This is a genomic window from Cellulomonas fimi (genome assembly GCF_012952065.1).
Lineage (GTDB): Bacteria > Actinomycetota > Actinomycetes > Actinomycetales > Cellulomonadaceae > Pengzhenrongella > Pengzhenrongella fimi_A.
Genome location: NZ_JABCJJ010000002.1, coordinates 207551 through 222568, shown reverse-complemented (window position 1 = coordinate 222568; position 15018 = coordinate 207551). Strand labels below are relative to the sequence as shown.

Here is a 15018-nt window from a genome sequence, read left to right as displayed (position 1 = left end):
GGCACTGCCGGCCTCTGGGGGCACGTGTGCCGCTGTGGGAGGATCTGCCGCATGCCGCAGACGGCTCTCGACCTCCTCCGCCTCCTCGCCGAGGACGCCTCGGCGGACGCACTCGAGGAGCGCGCAGCCACCATCCAGGAGGTCGACCCCGAGACCGGCGCGGCCGCCCGCTCGCTCGCGCTGCGGGTCCGGACGGTCCTCGACGCGCGCCGGCGGCGCGAGGCGCAGCTCAGCGCTCTCGTCGACACCGCGCGCGAGCTCGCGTCGATGCGGGACACGCGCGGCGTGCTCGACGCGATCGTGCGTCGCGCGCGTGCGCTGCTCAGCACCGACGTCGCGTACCTGACCGTGCACGACCGCGAGGTCGGTGACACGTACATGCGCGCGACCGACGGCTCGGTCTCCGCGCACTTCCAGACCCTGCGCCTGCCGCTGGGGGCCGGGCTGGGCGGGCTCGTCGCGCAGACCGCACGCCCGCACTGGACCGCCGAGTACGCGCTCGACGAGCGCTACCGGCACACGACCGACATCGACACCGCCGTCGAGGAGGAGGGCCTGGTCGCCATCTGCGGCGTGCCGCTCCTGGTCGACGGCGACTTCGTCGGCGTGCTGTTCGCGGCCAACCGCGGCCCCCGCCCGTTCACGCCCGAGGAGGTGTCGCTGCTCGGCTCGCTCGCCGCCCTGGCCGCCGTCTCGCTGGCCCAGGCGGACGCCGCAGCGGATACCCGGGACGCTCTCGAGGCGCTGTCGGCTGCGCACGAGACCGTCCGGCGGCAGGCCGAGTCCGCCGAGCGGGCCGCGGCCGCCCACGACCGGTTCACGGAGATCGTGCTCGGCGGCGGCGGGGTCGACGACATCGCCGGGGCGCTCGCCGTGCTGCTCGGCGGCTGGGTCGTCGTGATCGACGCCGAGGGGCGACGGACCGCGACCCAGGGGACGCAGGCGCCGCTCGCACCGACCTCGGGCCCCGACCCGCTCTCGCAGGCCCCGGCGGTGCGCACCTCGGAGTCCTCGGGCCGGCTCGCGTCGGCCGACGGCGTGTGGGCCGCCGCCGTCACGGCGGCCGACGAGCGGATGGGGACGCTCGTGCTCGGCGGTCGCGGCCCGCTCGACGCCGGGGACCAGCGGACGCTCGAGCGCGCCGCGGTCGTGACCGCTCTTCTCCTGCTCTTCCGCCGGCAGTCCGCGGAGACCGAGCACCAGATGCGCACGGACCTCCTGGCCGACCTGCTCACGCAGCCCGAGGGCCGGCCGCAGGACGAGGCGACGCTCGCCGCGCGGGCCCGCGCGGTCGGGATCGACCTCACGGCGCCGCACGTGGTCGCCGTGTGCCACCCCGCGACCGGTCGGCCCCGCCGGAGCGTCGTGCTCGCGGCGGGCGCCGTCGTCGCCGGTGGCTCGCTGCTCGGCAGCGGGCCGGGCACCTCGACGCCGGGGTCCGTCGGCGGCGGCCTGGTGGCGGAGCACGCCGGCGACATCGTGGTGCTCGTGCGCGGCGAGGACGCCTCGGGCGTCGCCTCGCAGCTCGCGAGCAGGCTCAGCCACCAGGGCCCCGTGACCGTCGGCGCGGCGGGCCCCGTGACGCCTCGTGAGGGCCTGCGGCGCGCGTACGAGGAGGCGCGCCGGACCGCGGACGCGCTCGTCGCGCTCGGGACGCCCGGCACCGGCTCGACCGCGGCCGACCTCGGCTTCGCGGGCCTCGTCGTCGGCGGCGCTCCCGACGTCGGCCGGTACGTCGCCGACGTGCTCGGCCCCGTGCTCGACTACGACGCACGACGCCGCAGCGACCTGGTCGGCACGCTCGAGGCCTACTACGCCGCGGGGGCAAGCCCCAGCCGGGCCGCGAGCACGCTCCACGTCCACGTCAACACGGTGACCCAGCGGCTCGAGCGCGTCACGGGCCTGCTCGGCGCCGACTGGACCGAGCCGTCGCGCAGCCTCGAGGTCCAGCTGGCCCTGCGCCTGCACCGGCTCAGCCAGCGCGCCGCCTGATCCGACCCCAGACTGAGGCGGTGACCCCGCCCGACGCCACGCGCGACAGTGAGCGCCGCCCGCTCGCGCTGGTCACCGGGGCGACGGGCTACATCGGCGGTCGCCTCGTCCCCGAGCTGCTGGCCGCTGGCTTCGGCGTCCGGGCGATGGCGCGCCACCCCGAGCGTCTCGACGGCCGGCCCTGGCGGCCCGAGGCGGAGGTGGTCGCCGCCGACGCCCAGGACCCGGACCAGCTGCGGGCCGCGCTCGACGGTGTCGACGTCGCGTACTACCTCATCCACGCGCTCGGCTCGGGCCCGCGGTTCGAGGCCTCCGACCGTCGGACCGCCCGCGTCTTCGCGACCGCGGCGCGCGAGTCCGGCGTCGGGCGCGTCGTCTACCTCGGCGGCCTCCACCCCGAGACCGACGACCTCTCGCCCCACCTCGAGTCGCGCACGGAGGTCGGCGAGATCCTGCTCGCGAGCGGCGTGCCGACCGCGGTGCTGCAGGCCGCCGTCATCATCGGCTCGGGCAGCGCGTCGTTCGAGATGATGCGCTACCTGACCGAGCGACTCCCGGCGATGGTCGCGCCGCGGTGGCTCGACAACCGCATCCAGCCGATCGCCGTCCGCGACGTCCTGCGCTACCTGGTCGGCGCGGCCCGGCTGCCGGCCGAGGTCAGCCGCACGTTCGACATCGGCGGCCCGGACGTCCTGACCTACCGGCAGATGATGCAGCGGTACGCGGCCGTCGCGGGGCTGCCGGCGCGCGTCATCCGGACCCTGCCGGTCCTCACGCCGCGGCTCGCGAGCCTGTGGGTCGGCCTCGTGACCCCCGTCCCCTCGGGCCTGGCCCGACCGCTCGTGGAGTCGCTCATCCACGAGGTCGTGGTCAAGGAGGACGACCTGCGCCGGTACGTGCCCGACCCGCCCGAGGGCCTGCTGGGCTTCGACGCCTCGGTCGAGCTCGCCCTGCAGCGGGTCCGCGAGTTCGAGGTCAGCACGTCGTGGAGCTCGGCCGGCACGGCGGGCGCCCCGAGCGACCCCTTGCCCGAGGACCCCGACTGGGCCGGCGGCAGCCTGTACGTCGACGAGCGCGAGACGGTCGTCGACGCCTCGCCCGCTGACCTGTGGCGCGTCATCGAGGGCATCGGCGGCGCGCACGGGTGGTACTCGTGGGAGCTCGGCTGGGTCGCGCGCGGGCTGATGGACCGGCTGTTCGGCGGTCCCGGCCTGCGGCGCGGTCGCCGGCACCCGCACGAGCTGGCCGTCGGCGACGCGCTCGACTGGTGGCGCGTCGAGCGGATCGACGAGGGCCGGCTGCTCCGGCTGCGCGCCGAGATGCGGCTGCCCGGCCTCGCGTGGCTGGAGCTGGTCACGGACCGCGACGACGCGGGACGGACCGTCTTCCGGCAGCGCGCGATCTACCACCCGCACGGCCTGCTCGGCCAGGTGTACTGGTGGGGCGTCCTGCCGTTCCACGGCCTGGTGTTCGGCGGCATGCAGCGCAACATCGCCGCGGCGGCCCGGGAGGCAGCGCACGAGGCCGCGGGCGGGCGTCGCTGACCCGCGCTCAGGCGCGCGGCGTCCGCGGAGCGAGGGGGGCGGGCGGGACCTCGGCGTCGAGCAGGGCGGCCATCGCCCGCAGGAAGTCGACGACGGCGGCCCGCGCCTCGACCGGGACCCCGCCGGCGACCTCCGCCATCCGGGCGTGCATCCCCGCGAGCCGCTCGCGCACCTCCTGGTGAGCGTGGGCGGTCGGGACGACGACGAGCGACCGCCGGTCGGTCGGGTGCGGCGCGCGCGTGAGATGCCCGGACGCGGTCAGCCGGTGAAGCAGCTTGGTCGTCGAGGCGGTCGAGATCGCCAGGTGCGCGCTCAGCGCTCGCGGGGTCACCGCGTCGCCGCGTGCCTGGGCTGCGATCAGGAGCTGGAGCGCGTGGAGATCGGTGCCGTTCATGTCCATCTCGGCACCCAACCGGCGCCGCATCCCCGCGTCCGCGCGGCGGAACGTGCGGACCGCGGCGAGGAGGCCGACGATGGTGTCGTCCCCGATGTCGGGTTCGTACCAGTAGCCGCCCGGTTCCGGGCTGGTCGGGTCCATGCGGGGCATGCTAGCGTGAATCGCTAGCCTGGCTAGCAAAACACCTGTCCCGATGAGGAGTGGCCGATGTCGACACCCCCACGCCTCGTCGCGGACCACGTGGTCCTGGTGGATCCCGCGGGCGACCCGATCGGGACGGCGCCGCGTGCCACCGTGCACGGCACGCACACGCCCCTGCACCTCGCGTTCTCGTGCTACCTGTTCCGGGCCGACGGCCTGGTCCTCATGACGCGCCGGTCGCTCGCCAAGCGGACGTGGCCGGGCGTGTGGACCAACTCGGTGTGCGGCCACCCCCGGGTGGACGAGGACATGGCGGACGCCGTCGCGCGGCACGCGGCCCACGAGCTCGGTCTCGTGGTCGACGACGTCCGGACCGTGCTGCCGGGGTTCCGCTACCGCGCGGTGGACGCGGCCGGCGTCGTCGAGAACGAGATCTGCCCCGTCCACGTCGCGACCACCGACGGGTTGCCCGCGCCCCACCCCGACGAGGTCATGGACCTGCGCTGGGTCGAGCCGGACGACCTCGCGCGCGCGGTCGCCGCGGCACCGTGGGCCTTCAGCCCGTGGCTGGTCGAGCAGCTCGAGCAGCTGGCGCCGCTCGGCGGTCTGCGGGTGCTCGCCGCGGGAGCGGCGCGATGAGCCCGCCGGCGAGCGACGACGCGCTCACCCGGTACTTCGCCGAGGGGCTGGCCCGCTCGGTCCCCTTCGACCCCGACTACCAGCAGCTGTGGGCGAGCCTCGCGGAGGCGGGGTCCGGCGGGAAGCGGTTCCGGCCCGCGCTGGTCGCCGCGGTGTACACGTCGCTCGGCGGCACCGACAGCGAGCTGTGCGGGTGCGTGGGCGCCGCGATCGAGCTGCTGCACACCGCGTTCGTCATCCACGACGACGTGATCGACGGCGACGACGTGCGGCGCGGGCGGCTCAACGTGTCCGGCACGTTCGCGGCCCGGGCGCTCGCCGCCGGTGTCGCGCCCGACCGCGGTCGGGTGTTCGGACACACCGCCGGCATCCTCGCGGGCGACCTCGCGCTGGTCGGCGCGACCCGGCTCATCGCGCTCTGCGGCGCACCTGCGACCACGACCCGTCGGCTGCTCGACCTGCTCGACCACGCCGTCTACGTGACGGCCGCGGGCGAGCTCGCGGACGTCCGCCTCAGCCTCGGCGTGGGCGAGGTCTCGCTCGGCGACATCGTCACGGTCGAGGAGCACAAGACAGCCGTCTACTCCTTCGAGCTGCCGCTCCAGGCGGGCGCCATCCTCGCCGGCGCCGACGACGACGTCGTCCTGGGCCTGAGCGAGCTCGGCCGCCTCGTGGGCATCGCGTTCCAGCTGCTCGACGACCTGCAGGGCACCTTCGGGGACGAGGCGGTGACGGGCAAGAGCGCGCTCACCGACCTGCGCGAGGGCAAGGTCACGCCGCTGATCGCGCACGCGCGGACGACCTCGGTCTGGCCCGAGGTCGCGGCCTCGCTCGGGTCCCGCGACCTCACCGAGGCCGAGGCCGACGGTGTGCGCGCGCTGCTGGTCGCCGCGGGCTCGCGCCAGTTCGTCGAGGAGCTCGCCGACGCGTACGTCGACGCCGCGCTCGACGTGGCGACGCGGCTCGAGCTGCCGACCGCGTTCCTCGACTGGATCACGGCGATGACCGACGAGCTCACCGACCGGGCTGCCTGACGCGTGCCGCCCCTGCCCGGCCTCCCGCCCGCCGTCCCGTCCGCATCTCGGTCCGACGTCCCGTCGCTCTCCGTCGTGATCCCGGCCAAGGACGACGCCGTCGCGCTCGACCGCTGCCTGCGGCTCGTCGCCCGGCAGACCCACGCCCCGCTCGAGGTCGTGGTGGTCGACAACGGCTCGACCGACGCGACCGCCCGCGTCGCCGCCGCGCACGGAGCACGCGTGGTCCCCGAGCCGCGACCGGGCATCCCCGCCGCCGCGGCGACGGGCTACGACGCGGCGCGCGGCGACGTCGTCGTGCGCTGCGACGCGGACTCCGCCCCGCCGCCGGACTGGCTCGCCCGCGTCGCCGCCCGCATGAGCGCCGACCCGACGCTCGACGCGCTCACGGGCACCGGGTACTTCTACGACCTCCCGCGCTGGGCCGAGCCGGTGCTGCGGCGCGCCTACCTGGGCTCCTACTACGCCCTGGTGCACCTGGCCCTCGCGCACACCGCGCTGTGGGGCTCGAACCTCGCGTTCCGGCGGGCGACCTGGCACGAGGTCCGCCACCTCGTGCACCGGGACGACGCCGAGCTCCACGACGACATCGACCTCGCCTTCCAGCTCGGCCCGGCGCGGCGCACCGCCTACGACGGCGCCCTCAGGGTCGGCGTGTCCGCTCGGTCCCTGCGCGGCGGGGCCCAGCTGCGCCGCCGGTTCCGACGGGCGTTCCGGACGCTCGCGGTGAACTGGCGGGTCGAGCCGCCGTGGGAACGCTGGCGACGCCGCCTCGAGTAGACGCCGCCCCGGGCAGCAGCCGGGGGGGCCACGAGCATCGGTCTCGAGCTACCGCGTCGGCGGCGTCGGCGGCGTCGGCGTCCGCAGGAACCGGCGTACCGCTGCGTCGAACGCCGCGGGCTGCTCGACCATCGCGAGGTGCGGCGCGCCCGGCAGCACGACGAGCTGCGAGCCCGGGATCTGCGCGTGCAGCGCGCGGCCCACCTCGACCGGCGAGCGCGTGTCGAGCTCCCCGTAGAGCAGGAGGGTCGGCACGGCGATCGACGGCAGCACCGGACGCAGGTCGGCGGCCCCCATGGTCAGCGCCGCGTGCCGCATGCCGGCGGGGTGGAAGTCGGCCATGATCGCCGCGACCTCGTCCGCGGCCCCGGCGGGAGCCGCGTCGGTCAGGAGCCCGGGCAGCCAGTCGGGGATGAACGCCTCGGCGGGCAGCTCGACCTCACGCAGCACCTGGGCCACCCGCCGCTGCACCTCCTCGGCCGGGAGGGAACCCGCCCAGCCCGCGTAGGCGGACGCGAGCACGAGCGAGTCGACGGCCTCGGGGTGGCGCGACACGAGGTCCAGCGCGAGCATCGAGCCCCACGACAGACCGAGCACGTGCGCCGAGGAGAAGCCCAGCTCGGCCAGCAGCTCGACCGCGCACCGGGAGTAGTCGGCGGTCGTGAACCGGTCGGGCGGGTCGTCGGACGTGCCGCAGCCGGGCGCGTCCCACGCGAGCACCGTGAACTCGTCCGCGAGACCCTCGAGCTGGCGCGACCAGATCCGGCTGTCCTCGTAGGCGCCGTGGAGCAGCAGCAGCGCCGGGCCGCTGCCCGCGCGCCGGTAGCCGAGCCGCAGACCGCCGGCCGGTGCATGCCCGACCTCACCGACCGTCGCCATGCGCCCACGTTCTCACAGGGTGGGACCTAGGACCCTCGTGCTGCCAGAGGCCTCGCCCGACGCTGGGAGCAGTGGACCGATCGGCGGAGGTGGGACCCGTGCGAGCTCTCGTGGTGTTCGAGTCGATGTTCGGCAACACGCTGCACGTCGCGAAGGCGGTCGCCGAGGGGCTGCGCAGCTGGACCGAGGTGGACGCCGTCGAGGTGGGGACCGCGCCTGAGCTGCTCCACCCCGCGGTCAGGCTCCTCGTGGTCGGCGGGCCGACTCAGGCGTTCGGGATGAGCCGCCCGAGCACGCGCGCGGACGCGCAGCGGCAGTCGACCGTCCCGGTGCTGTCCGACGACATCGGGATCCGCGAGTGGATCGACGGGCTCCGCACGATGCCGGACGGCGTCGCCGTGGCCACCTTCGACACGAAGATCGCGATCGCCCGGCGGCTCGGCTCGGCGGCACGCGGCGCGCACGAGCGCCTCGCGGCACGGGGGTTCGAGCCGATCGCGCCTCCCGAGACCTTCTGGGTGCACGGCGTCCGTGGGCCGCTCGAGCCGGGAGAGCTCGACCGCGCCTGCGCGTGGGGCTCGGAGCTCGGCCGGCTGCTCCTGGGCGACCCGGCGCCGGTGCACTGACCCCGCCCGGGCGGTCCCGACCGCGGTCAGCTGCGGGCGCGGCCGACCAGGAGACGGTACGCAGGCAGGGACCGGCGCAGCATCACGAGCCCGACCAGCACGACGGGCACCTGGACGAGCAGGGCCATCGTGAACCCGGCGTCCGTGAAGCGGTCCGGCGTGCTCTCGCCGACCACGTCGAGCACCACGCCGATCCCGAGCACGACGACGAGCGACGACACGAAGCCGCCCATGTTGACCATCCCGGTCGCGAGGCCCAACGAGGACAGCGGGTTGGTCGCCCGCGCGAGGTCGAAACCGATCAGCGACGTCGGCGGCCCGCCGGCCAGCACGAGCGCCAGCACGAACAGGGTCCACGCGGGAGCGGTGCCGGGCCACGCGAGCACGACCGCCCACGCCACGACCTGCGCCGCCACGACCACGAGCACCGTGCGCAGCCGGCGGTGCGGGTGCCGGCTCGTGACGAGACCGATCAGCAGGCCGAACCCGACGCAGCCCAGCACGAAGACGCTGAGCGCGGCGAGGGCGAGGGGCGCCGAGAGCCCCTGGGACCGCGTCATGAACGGGAAGCCCCACAGGAGCGCGAACATGTACGCCGAGAACGGGGTCGTGAAGTGGACCCAGAACCCGGCCCGCGTGCCCGCGTTCCGCCACGTCCGGACCAGGACGCCCTCGACGTCGTCGGCCGAGAAGGTCGTCGTGCGGTGCGGCGGGGGTCCGCCGGCCGGGAGGTGCACCTCCACGACGTGGTGCCGCCGACCGTCACGCACGAGGAGCAGCGCGAGCGCCGCGACGAGGAGCGTGACCGACCCGGCGAGCACGAACGCGGTCGTCCAGCCGCGCGAGTGCACGACCCAGACGAGCGGGCCCAGGCTGAGGAGCTGGCCCAGCTGGCCGACCAGCCCCGTGAGCTGGGTGACGAGCCCGACCTGCGGCCCAGGGAACCAGGCGGGCAGGAGACGCAGCACGCTGATGAAGCAGAACGCGTCCCCGGTCCCGACCAGGACGCGCGCGGCGATCGCGGTGGGCACGTCGCCCGCGAACGCGATCGCGATCTGACCGGCACCCACCAGGGTGCACCCGATGGCGATCGCCTTGCGCGACCCCAGGCGGTCGATCGTGGCACCTGCCGGTACCTGCATCCCCGCGTACACCGCGAGCTGGAGCACGGTGAAGAGCGACAGGACCGAGGAGCTCGCACCGAAGCGCACCGCGGCCTCGACCCCGGTCGCGGAGAGCGACGTGCGCGCGAACACCGCGACGACGTAGCCCGCGACCCCGACCGCCCAGACGACCATCCCCCGGGCCGACGCCCGCTCGACCAGCGGCAGGGCAGGGCTCGACGTCACAACGGGACATCCTCCCACCGGGCGGGTGGGTTCAGCGCACGCCTCACCAGCCGCGGGACTCCTCGCGCCAGTCGGCGACCGTCTCCCGACCGTCGGTGACCGCGGCCGCCCCGGTCGACGCCTTCTCGCCGGCCGCCGCGAGCTCGCGCGACGCCTGCTCGCGCACGGCCTCGGCCACCGCCTCGGCGACCCGGGGGTCGAACACGCCCGGGATGACGAACGCGGCGTTGCGCTCGTCGTCGCTCACGACGTCGGCGATCGCCACCGCCGCGACCCGCAGCATCTCGTCCGAGATCCGCGACGCCCCGGCGTCGAGCAGGCCGCGGAACAGGCCCGGGAACGCGAGCACGTTGTTGATCTGGTTCGGGTAGTCGCTGCGTCCCGTCGCCACGACCGTCGCGTGCTCGGCGGCCTCGATCGGGTCGACCTCGGGGGTCGGGTTCGCGAGCGCGAACACCACCGCGCCGTCGTTCATCGTCGCGACGTCGTCGCCCGTCAGGATGTCCCCCGCGCTCACCCCGATGAACACGTCCGCACCCACGAGCCCCTGCCTGAGCGACCCCTGGAAGTCGGTCGGGTTCGAGCTCTCGATGATCGCGGCGCGGTGGGCGTCGCTCTTCTGCGCGCCCGAGTGCAGCGAGCCCCGCCGGTCGAAGCCGATGATGTCGCGCGCGCCCTGGGCGAGGAGCAGCTTGATGATCGCCGAGCCCGCGGCGCCGACGCCAGAGACGACGATCCGCACGTCCCCGAGGTCCTTCCCGACGACCTTGAGCGCGTTGATCATCGCGGCGAGCACCACGATCGCCGTGCCGTGCTGGTCGTCGTGGAACACCGGGATGTCGAGCTCGTCGCGCAGGCGGGCCTCGATCTCGAAGCAGCGGGGCGCCGAGATGTCCTCGAGGTTGATCCCCCCGTACACCGGGGCCATGGCCTTGCAGATCAGGATGATCTCCTCGACGTCCTTCGTGTCGAGGCAGACCGGCCAGGCGTCCACTCCTGCGAACGTCTTGAACAGCGCCGCCTTGCCCTCCATCACGGGGAGCGCGGCCGCAGGGCCGATGTCGCCCAGCCCCAGCACGGCCGTGCCGTCCGTCACCACCGCGACCGTGTTGCGCTTGATCGTGAGCCGCCGCGCGTCCTCGGGGTGGTCGGCGATCGCCATGCTCACGCGGGCGACGCCGGGCGTGTAGGCGCGGGACAGGTCGCGGCGCGTCTTGAGCGGCACCTTCGGGGTGACCTCGATCTTGCCGCCGAGGTGCATGAGGAACGTCGAGTCGCTCATCTTGAGCACCCGCACGCCCTCGAGCGCGTTGAGGGCGTCGACCACCCGGCCACCGTGGTCGGCGTCGACGGTGTCGCAGGTGACGTCGACGATCAGCGTGTCCTTGTGCGAGTGGGCGATGTCGACCCCCGTGACCGATGCCCCGGTGGCGGCCACCTCGTGGACGAGCTCGCTCGTCGCACGCTGCGTCGCAGGGGTCTCGACCCGCAGGGTGATGGTGTAGCTCGGGCTCGGGAGCGCCATGGTCGGTGTCTCTCTCTCGCGTGCGGCGCCCGGTGCGTCCTGCGCGCGGGCGGTCGTCCTGCTCGTGGTCGGTCGGAGCCCGGTGCGGCGCCCGGTGCGGCGACGACGAGGCTGGACACGTGAGAGCACGCGATCGCGAGCGGCACGAAGGTCCGACGGGTCGACCGGTCGGTCGTCCCGCGACGCATCATGACGGATCGAGGGCCTCGAGTCCGAGTCGGCGCACCGGTGCCGGGGTGCGCCGAGGCGTCAGGTGGTCGGGCAGCCGTCGCAGTGATCGGTGGCGGCCGGCTCGTCGACGACGTCCAGGAGGTCACCGATGCGCGTCACCTCGAGCAGGAACCGGACCTCGGGCGGCGGCCCCACGAGCCGCACGCGCGTGGAGTTCCTGATCGCGAGGCGGGCGAGGAACGCCCCACCCGTCGAGTCCATGAACGTCACCGCGCGTGCGTCGACCTCGATCGGCAGGCCCGGCCCCTCCGCCCGGGTCGTGGCCGCCCGCAGGTCCTCCGCCAGGTCCGTGTCGATCTCGCCGGCCAGCGTCACGCGCGTGCAGCCGGACCCCACGCTCACCTCGACCGACCCGCTGCGCCCGGCCACGATGCGCACGTGGCCCAGCAGCGCCGTCGGGGGCGGCAGCGTGCCGACCTCCGCACCGCGGCTCGGGCCGTGCCGCCGGATGCCGCTCTTCATCGATCGCCGCTCAGCGCGACCCGGACCACGTCGTCCGGCTCCTGTCCGACCGCCACCACCACAGCACCGTTGCCGTCACTCACGCCCCCACCCCCTGACGAGCCGGGACGACCATCTGGGGTGGTTCGTCCCGTGTGGGCGAACGTAGCCCAGGTGGTGGCGCGGAGGCCAGCACCGGGCGAACGGGTCGTCGCGCCGGGACGCGAGCGGTCCGCGCCTGCTGTGGCACCGCCTCGGGTCGGGGGGATAGGTTGCTGAGGTTGGACCGGGGATCTGCTGTGATCCCTCGAGCTCGCCCGGACTTGGGAGAGCGGGTCCGGACGCGAACTGTGCGCCGTCGCCCTGCCACCCCCACGCCGGAGCCGCTCGTGCCTGCGCCTCACCCTCACCCGCCCGTCCGGCGCGCCACCGTCCGGCGCGCCCCCGTGGTGCTCGCCGCCGTCGCGGTGCTGCTCGCTGCGTGCTCACCGTCGAACGGTGCGGCCGACCCGGCGCCGTCGGGCACCACGGGCGGGGCCGAGGCCGGCGCTGCGGCGGGTGGGTCCGGCTACCCCCTCACGCTCGACAACTGCGGCGTGGCCGTGACCGTCGAGGCGCCGCCCGAGCGCGTGCTGACGATCAAGTCGAGCACGCTGGAGATGATGCTCGCGCTCAAGGTCGGCGACCGCGTGGTGGGGGCCGCGTTCCTCGACGGCCCGGTGCCCCCCGAGCACGCCGCCGCGGCCGCCGACATCCCGGTCGTCTCGGAGAAGCTCCCGGGGCCCGAGGCGGTCCTGACGCACGAGCCCGACCTCGTCTACGCCGGCTGGGAGAGCAACTTCTCGGTCGAGGGCGCAGGTGATCGCGCCGCGCTCGCCGGTCTCGGTGTGCTGACGTACGTCTCGCCGTCGGCGTGCAAGGCCGCCGCCTACCAGCCCGACCCGCTCACGTTCGACGACGTCTTCGCCGAGATCACCGAGGCGGGCGCGATCTTCGGTGCCACGGAGGCCGCCGAGCGGCTCGTCGCGGAGCAGCGGGCGCAGCTCGCGGACGTGCCGGTCGACCGCGCGGGGCGCACGGCTCTCTGGTACTCCTCCGGCACCGACATCCCCTACGTCGGCGCGGGCATCGGGGCGCCCCAGATGCTCATGGACGCCGTCGGCCTCGAGAACATCGCCGGGGACGTGCGGGACACGTGGACGTCGTTCAGCTGGGAGCAGGTCGTGGCGGACGACCCGGACGTGATCGTGCTCGTCGACTCGACGTGGAACAGCGCCCAGAAGAAGATCGCGCAGCTCGAGGGCAACCCGGCGACCGCGACGCTCACCGCCGTCCGCGAGCGCCGGTACCTGACCGTGCCGTTCCCGGCCACGGAGGCCGGGGTCCGGAACGTCGCCGCGGCCCAGGACCTCGCCGCGCAGCTGGCGGCGCTGCCGGGCGGGCCGGGCCGATGACGCAGACCGTCGAGCCCGCGGCCACCGCCGTCCCGGCACGACGGCGCGCGGCCGAGCCGGCACGGCCCGACGCCGGGCGCTCCGGCGTCCCGACACCGGCGGTCTTCGCGGGGGCGGTCGCGCTGCTGGTCGCGTCGGTCACGCTCGCGGTGACGTTCGGCTCGGCGGACCTCGGTCCCCTCGACGTGTGGCGCTCGATCGCCGGGCACCTCGGGCTGGGCTCGTCGGTACCGGGCTCGTCGGGGCCGGGCTCCTCGGGGCCGGACTCGCAAGGACTCAGCGCGCTGAACGACGCCATCGTGTGGCAGCTGCGGCTCCCCCGGGTGCTCTCCGCGGCCGCCGTCGGCGCCGGACTTGCCCTCGCGGGTGCCGTCATGCAGAGCCTCACGCGCAACCCGCTCGCGGACCCCTACCTGCTCGGCCTGTCCTCGGGCGCGTCGCTCGGGGCGGTCAGCGTGCTCGTGCTCGGGCTCGGCGTCGTGCTGCCGCTCGCGGCGTTCCTCGGGGCGACCGCCGCGCTGCTCGCCACGCTCACGCTCGCCGGCGCGCTCGGCGCGCTGACGCCGACCCGGACCGTGCTCGCGGGGCTCGCGGTCGGCCAGCTGTGCGCGGCCGCGACGTCGTTCGTGATCTTCTGGTCGGCGACCGGTGACTCCTACCGCGAGATCCTCAGCTGGCTCATGGGCTCGCTCGGGGGCGCCACCTGGACGAGCGTGGTGATCAGCGTGGGCGCCGTGCTCGTGGTCGGGGTCGGCCTCGCGTCGACCGGGGGGACCCTCGACGCCTTCGCGTTCGGGGACACGGCCGCGGCCGCGCTCGGGATCGACGTGCGGCGGACGCGCTGGGTGCTGCTCACCGCGGTCGCGCTGCTCACCGGCGCGCTGGTGTCGGTGAGCGGGTCGATCGGGTTCATCGGGCTGATCCTGCCCCAGGCGACGCGCCTGCTCGTCGGGGCGCGGCACCGCGTGCTCCTGCCGCTGTCGGCGCTGCTCGGCGCGACGTTCCTGGTGTGGGCCGACACGGCGGCCCGCACGCTCTTCGACCCGCGCGAGCTGCCCGTCGGCATCCTCACCGCGTTCATCGGGGCGCCGGTGTTCGCGTGGATCCTCTGGCGCCGGCGTGGGGTGGCGGCGTGACGCTCCAGGTCGACCGGGCCCGGTGGGAGGTCGACGGCGCGCTGATCCTCGACGGGGTCGACGTCACCGTCCCGACGGGGTCCGTCGGCGCACTGCTCGGGCCCAACGGGTCCGGCAAGTCGAGCCTGCTGCGCCTGGTGGCGGGAGTGGGCGGCGCCGTCCCGTCTGCGCACGGCCCCGGGCGCACGTCCGGGGTGGTCACGCTCGCGGGCGCCGACCTGCGCGGCATGCGGCCGCGCGAGCGGGCGCGCCGGGTCGCCCTCGTCGAGCAGGAGGGCGCGAGCGACGTCGCGCTCACGGTGCGCGACGTCGTGATGCTGGGCCGCACGCCCCACCGGTCACGCTGGGCACCGGACTCCTCGCAGGACCACGCGGTCGTGGACCGCGCGCTGGCCGCCGTCGGGATGACGGGGTTCGCGCGGCGCGCGTTCCCGACGCTGTCGGGCGGCGAGCGCCAGCGCGTCCAGCTCGCGCGCGCCCTCGCCCAGGAGCCCGCGCTGCTGCTGCTCGACGAGCCCACGAACCACCTCGACGTCCAGGCGCAGCTCACCACGCTCGACCTGGTCCGCCGCTCCGCGCGCGCAGGGACCACCGCGCTCGTCGCGCTGCACGACCTCAACCTTGCCGCCGCCTGGTGCGACCACGTCGTGCTGCTCTCCCGCGGCCGGGTCGCGGCCGCGGGGGCCGTCGAGGAGGTGCTGACGCCCGACGTCATCGACCCGGTCTACGGCGTACGGACCACCGTGCTGCGGCATCCGGCGACGGGCCGGCCCGTCCTCACGTTCGCACCGGGGGCCCCGGCCGTCCTCGGCGCGCCCGGGGTCGCCGCCGTCGGGTAGTCGCCGACGTC

General features: G+C 75.2%; 14 protein-coding genes. 9 read left to right on the top strand and 5 right to left on the bottom strand.

The window, feature by feature from the left end; genetic code table 11:
- The first annotated feature begins 51 nt into the window (after positions 1 to 51).
- A complete protein-coding gene (locus HIR71_RS02470) occupies positions 52 to 1992 on the top strand; it encodes a helix-turn-helix domain-containing protein (RefSeq protein WP_169323074.1) in 1941 nt (646 codons plus the stop codon).
- Positions 1993 to 2012: 20 nt separating this feature from the next.
- A complete protein-coding gene (locus HIR71_RS02465; protein ID WP_311836034.1) occupies positions 2013 to 3536 on the top strand; it encodes an SDR family oxidoreductase in 1524 nt (507 codons plus the stop codon).
- A 7-nt stretch (positions 3537 to 3543) separates the two neighbouring features.
- Here HIR71_RS02465 and HIR71_RS02460 read toward each other — a convergent pair whose 3' ends face one another.
- Positions 3544 to 4074, bottom strand: a complete 531-nt coding sequence (locus tag HIR71_RS02460; RefSeq protein ID WP_169323073.1) for a MarR family winged helix-turn-helix transcriptional regulator — start codon at positions 4072 to 4074, stop codon at positions 3544 to 3546.
- A gap of 66 nt (positions 4075 to 4140) precedes the next feature.
- On the opposite strand from HIR71_RS02460, the gene idi reads away from it, so the two are divergent.
- Genes idi through HIR71_RS02445 form a run of 3 tightly spaced genes read left to right on the top strand, consistent with a single transcriptional unit; the run spans position 4141 to position 6527 of the window.
- On the top strand, positions 4141 to 4713 hold the full coding sequence (idi, locus tag HIR71_RS02455; RefSeq protein WP_169323069.1) for an isopentenyl-diphosphate Delta-isomerase: 573 nt from the start codon (positions 4141 to 4143) through the stop codon (positions 4711 to 4713).
- Complete coding sequence (locus tag HIR71_RS02450; RefSeq protein ID WP_169323067.1) at positions 4710 to 5747, top strand: polyprenyl synthetase family protein; 1038 nt, start codon at positions 4710 to 4712, stop codon at positions 5745 to 5747. The genes idi and HIR71_RS02450 overlap by 4 nt, the downstream gene beginning before the upstream one ends.
- A gap of 3 nt (positions 5748 to 5750) precedes the next feature.
- Positions 5751 to 6527 (top strand): glycosyltransferase family A protein, encoded by a 777-nt coding sequence (locus tag HIR71_RS02445; protein ID WP_311836033.1) that lies wholly within the window; start codon positions 5751 to 5753, stop codon positions 6525 to 6527.
- Positions 6528 to 6575: 48 nt separating this feature from the next.
- On the opposite strand, the gene HIR71_RS02440 is transcribed toward HIR71_RS02445, so the two are convergent.
- Complete coding sequence (locus HIR71_RS02440) at positions 6576 to 7406, bottom strand: alpha/beta fold hydrolase (protein ID WP_169323065.1); 831 nt, start codon at positions 7404 to 7406, stop codon at positions 6576 to 6578.
- Between the two features lie 98 nt (positions 7407 to 7504).
- Between HIR71_RS02440 and HIR71_RS02435 the strand changes: the two genes are divergently transcribed.
- Complete coding sequence (locus HIR71_RS02435) at positions 7505 to 8032, top strand: flavodoxin family protein (protein ID WP_169323063.1); 528 nt, start codon at positions 7505 to 7507, stop codon at positions 8030 to 8032.
- A gap of 26 nt (positions 8033 to 8058) precedes the next feature.
- Here HIR71_RS02435 and HIR71_RS02430 read toward each other — a convergent pair whose 3' ends face one another.
- From HIR71_RS02430 to HIR71_RS02420, 3 genes are all read right to left on the bottom strand, one after another.
- On the bottom strand, positions 8059 to 9381 hold the full coding sequence (locus HIR71_RS02430; RefSeq protein WP_169323061.1) for an MFS transporter: 1323 nt from the start codon (positions 9379 to 9381) through the stop codon (positions 8059 to 8061).
- Between the two features lie 43 nt (positions 9382 to 9424).
- Positions 9425 to 10906, bottom strand: a complete 1482-nt coding sequence (locus HIR71_RS02425; protein ID WP_169323059.1) for an NAD-dependent malic enzyme — start codon at positions 10904 to 10906, stop codon at positions 9425 to 9427.
- Between the two features lie 249 nt (positions 10907 to 11155).
- On the bottom strand, positions 11156 to 11599 hold the full coding sequence (locus HIR71_RS02420; protein WP_169323057.1) for an STAS domain-containing protein: 444 nt from the start codon (positions 11597 to 11599) through the stop codon (positions 11156 to 11158).
- Between the two features lie 368 nt (positions 11600 to 11967).
- Between HIR71_RS02420 and HIR71_RS02415 the strand changes: the two genes are divergently transcribed.
- From HIR71_RS02415 to HIR71_RS02405, 3 genes are read left to right on the top strand one after another with little or no spacing between them, the layout of a single operon-like run.
- Positions 11968 to 13032, top strand: coding sequence for a putative F420-0 ABC transporter substrate-binding protein (locus tag HIR71_RS02415; RefSeq protein WP_311836032.1), 1065 nt, complete (start codon positions 11968 to 11970; stop codon positions 13030 to 13032).
- Positions 13029 to 14168: a putative F420-0 ABC transporter permease subunit gene (locus tag HIR71_RS02410; protein WP_169323055.1), complete on the top strand. Its 1140-nt coding sequence runs from the start codon at positions 13029 to 13031 to the stop codon at positions 14166 to 14168. The genes HIR71_RS02415 and HIR71_RS02410 overlap by 4 nt, the downstream gene beginning before the upstream one ends.
- A complete protein-coding gene (locus tag HIR71_RS02405) occupies positions 14165 to 15007 on the top strand; it encodes an ABC transporter ATP-binding protein (RefSeq protein WP_169323053.1) in 843 nt (280 codons plus the stop codon). The genes HIR71_RS02410 and HIR71_RS02405 overlap by 4 nt, the downstream gene beginning before the upstream one ends.
- Positions 15008 to 15018 lie beyond the last annotated feature (11 nt).

What these genes read in the sequence shown, in the direction of transcription:
- HIR71_RS02470 (WP_169323074.1), top strand. Translation starts at nt 52, where the DNA reads ATGCCGCAGACGGCTCTCGACCTCCTCCGCCTCCTCGCCGAGGACGCC.
- HIR71_RS02420 (WP_169323057.1), bottom strand. Translation starts at nt 11,599, where the DNA reads ATGAAGAGCGGCATCCGGCGGCACGGCCCGAGCCGCGGTGCGGAGGTC.
- idi (WP_169323069.1), top strand. Translation starts at nt 4,141, where the DNA reads ATGTCGACACCCCCACGCCTCGTCGCGGACCACGTGGTCCTGGTGGAT.
- HIR71_RS02410 (WP_169323055.1), top strand. Translation starts at nt 13,029, where the DNA reads ATGACGCAGACCGTCGAGCCCGCGGCCACCGCCGTCCCGGCACGACGG.
- HIR71_RS02450 (WP_169323067.1), top strand. Translation starts at nt 4,710, where the DNA reads ATGAGCCCGCCGGCGAGCGACGACGCGCTCACCCGGTACTTCGCCGAG.
- HIR71_RS02440 (WP_169323065.1), bottom strand. Translation starts at nt 7,406, where the DNA reads ATGGCGACGGTCGGTGAGGTCGGGCATGCACCGGCCGGCGGTCTGCGG.
- HIR71_RS02460 (WP_169323073.1), bottom strand. Translation starts at nt 4,074, where the DNA reads ATGGACCCGACCAGCCCGGAACCGGGCGGCTACTGGTACGAACCCGAC.
- HIR71_RS02425 (WP_169323059.1), bottom strand. Translation starts at nt 10,906, where the DNA reads ATGGCGCTCCCGAGCCCGAGCTACACCATCACCCTGCGGGTCGAGACC.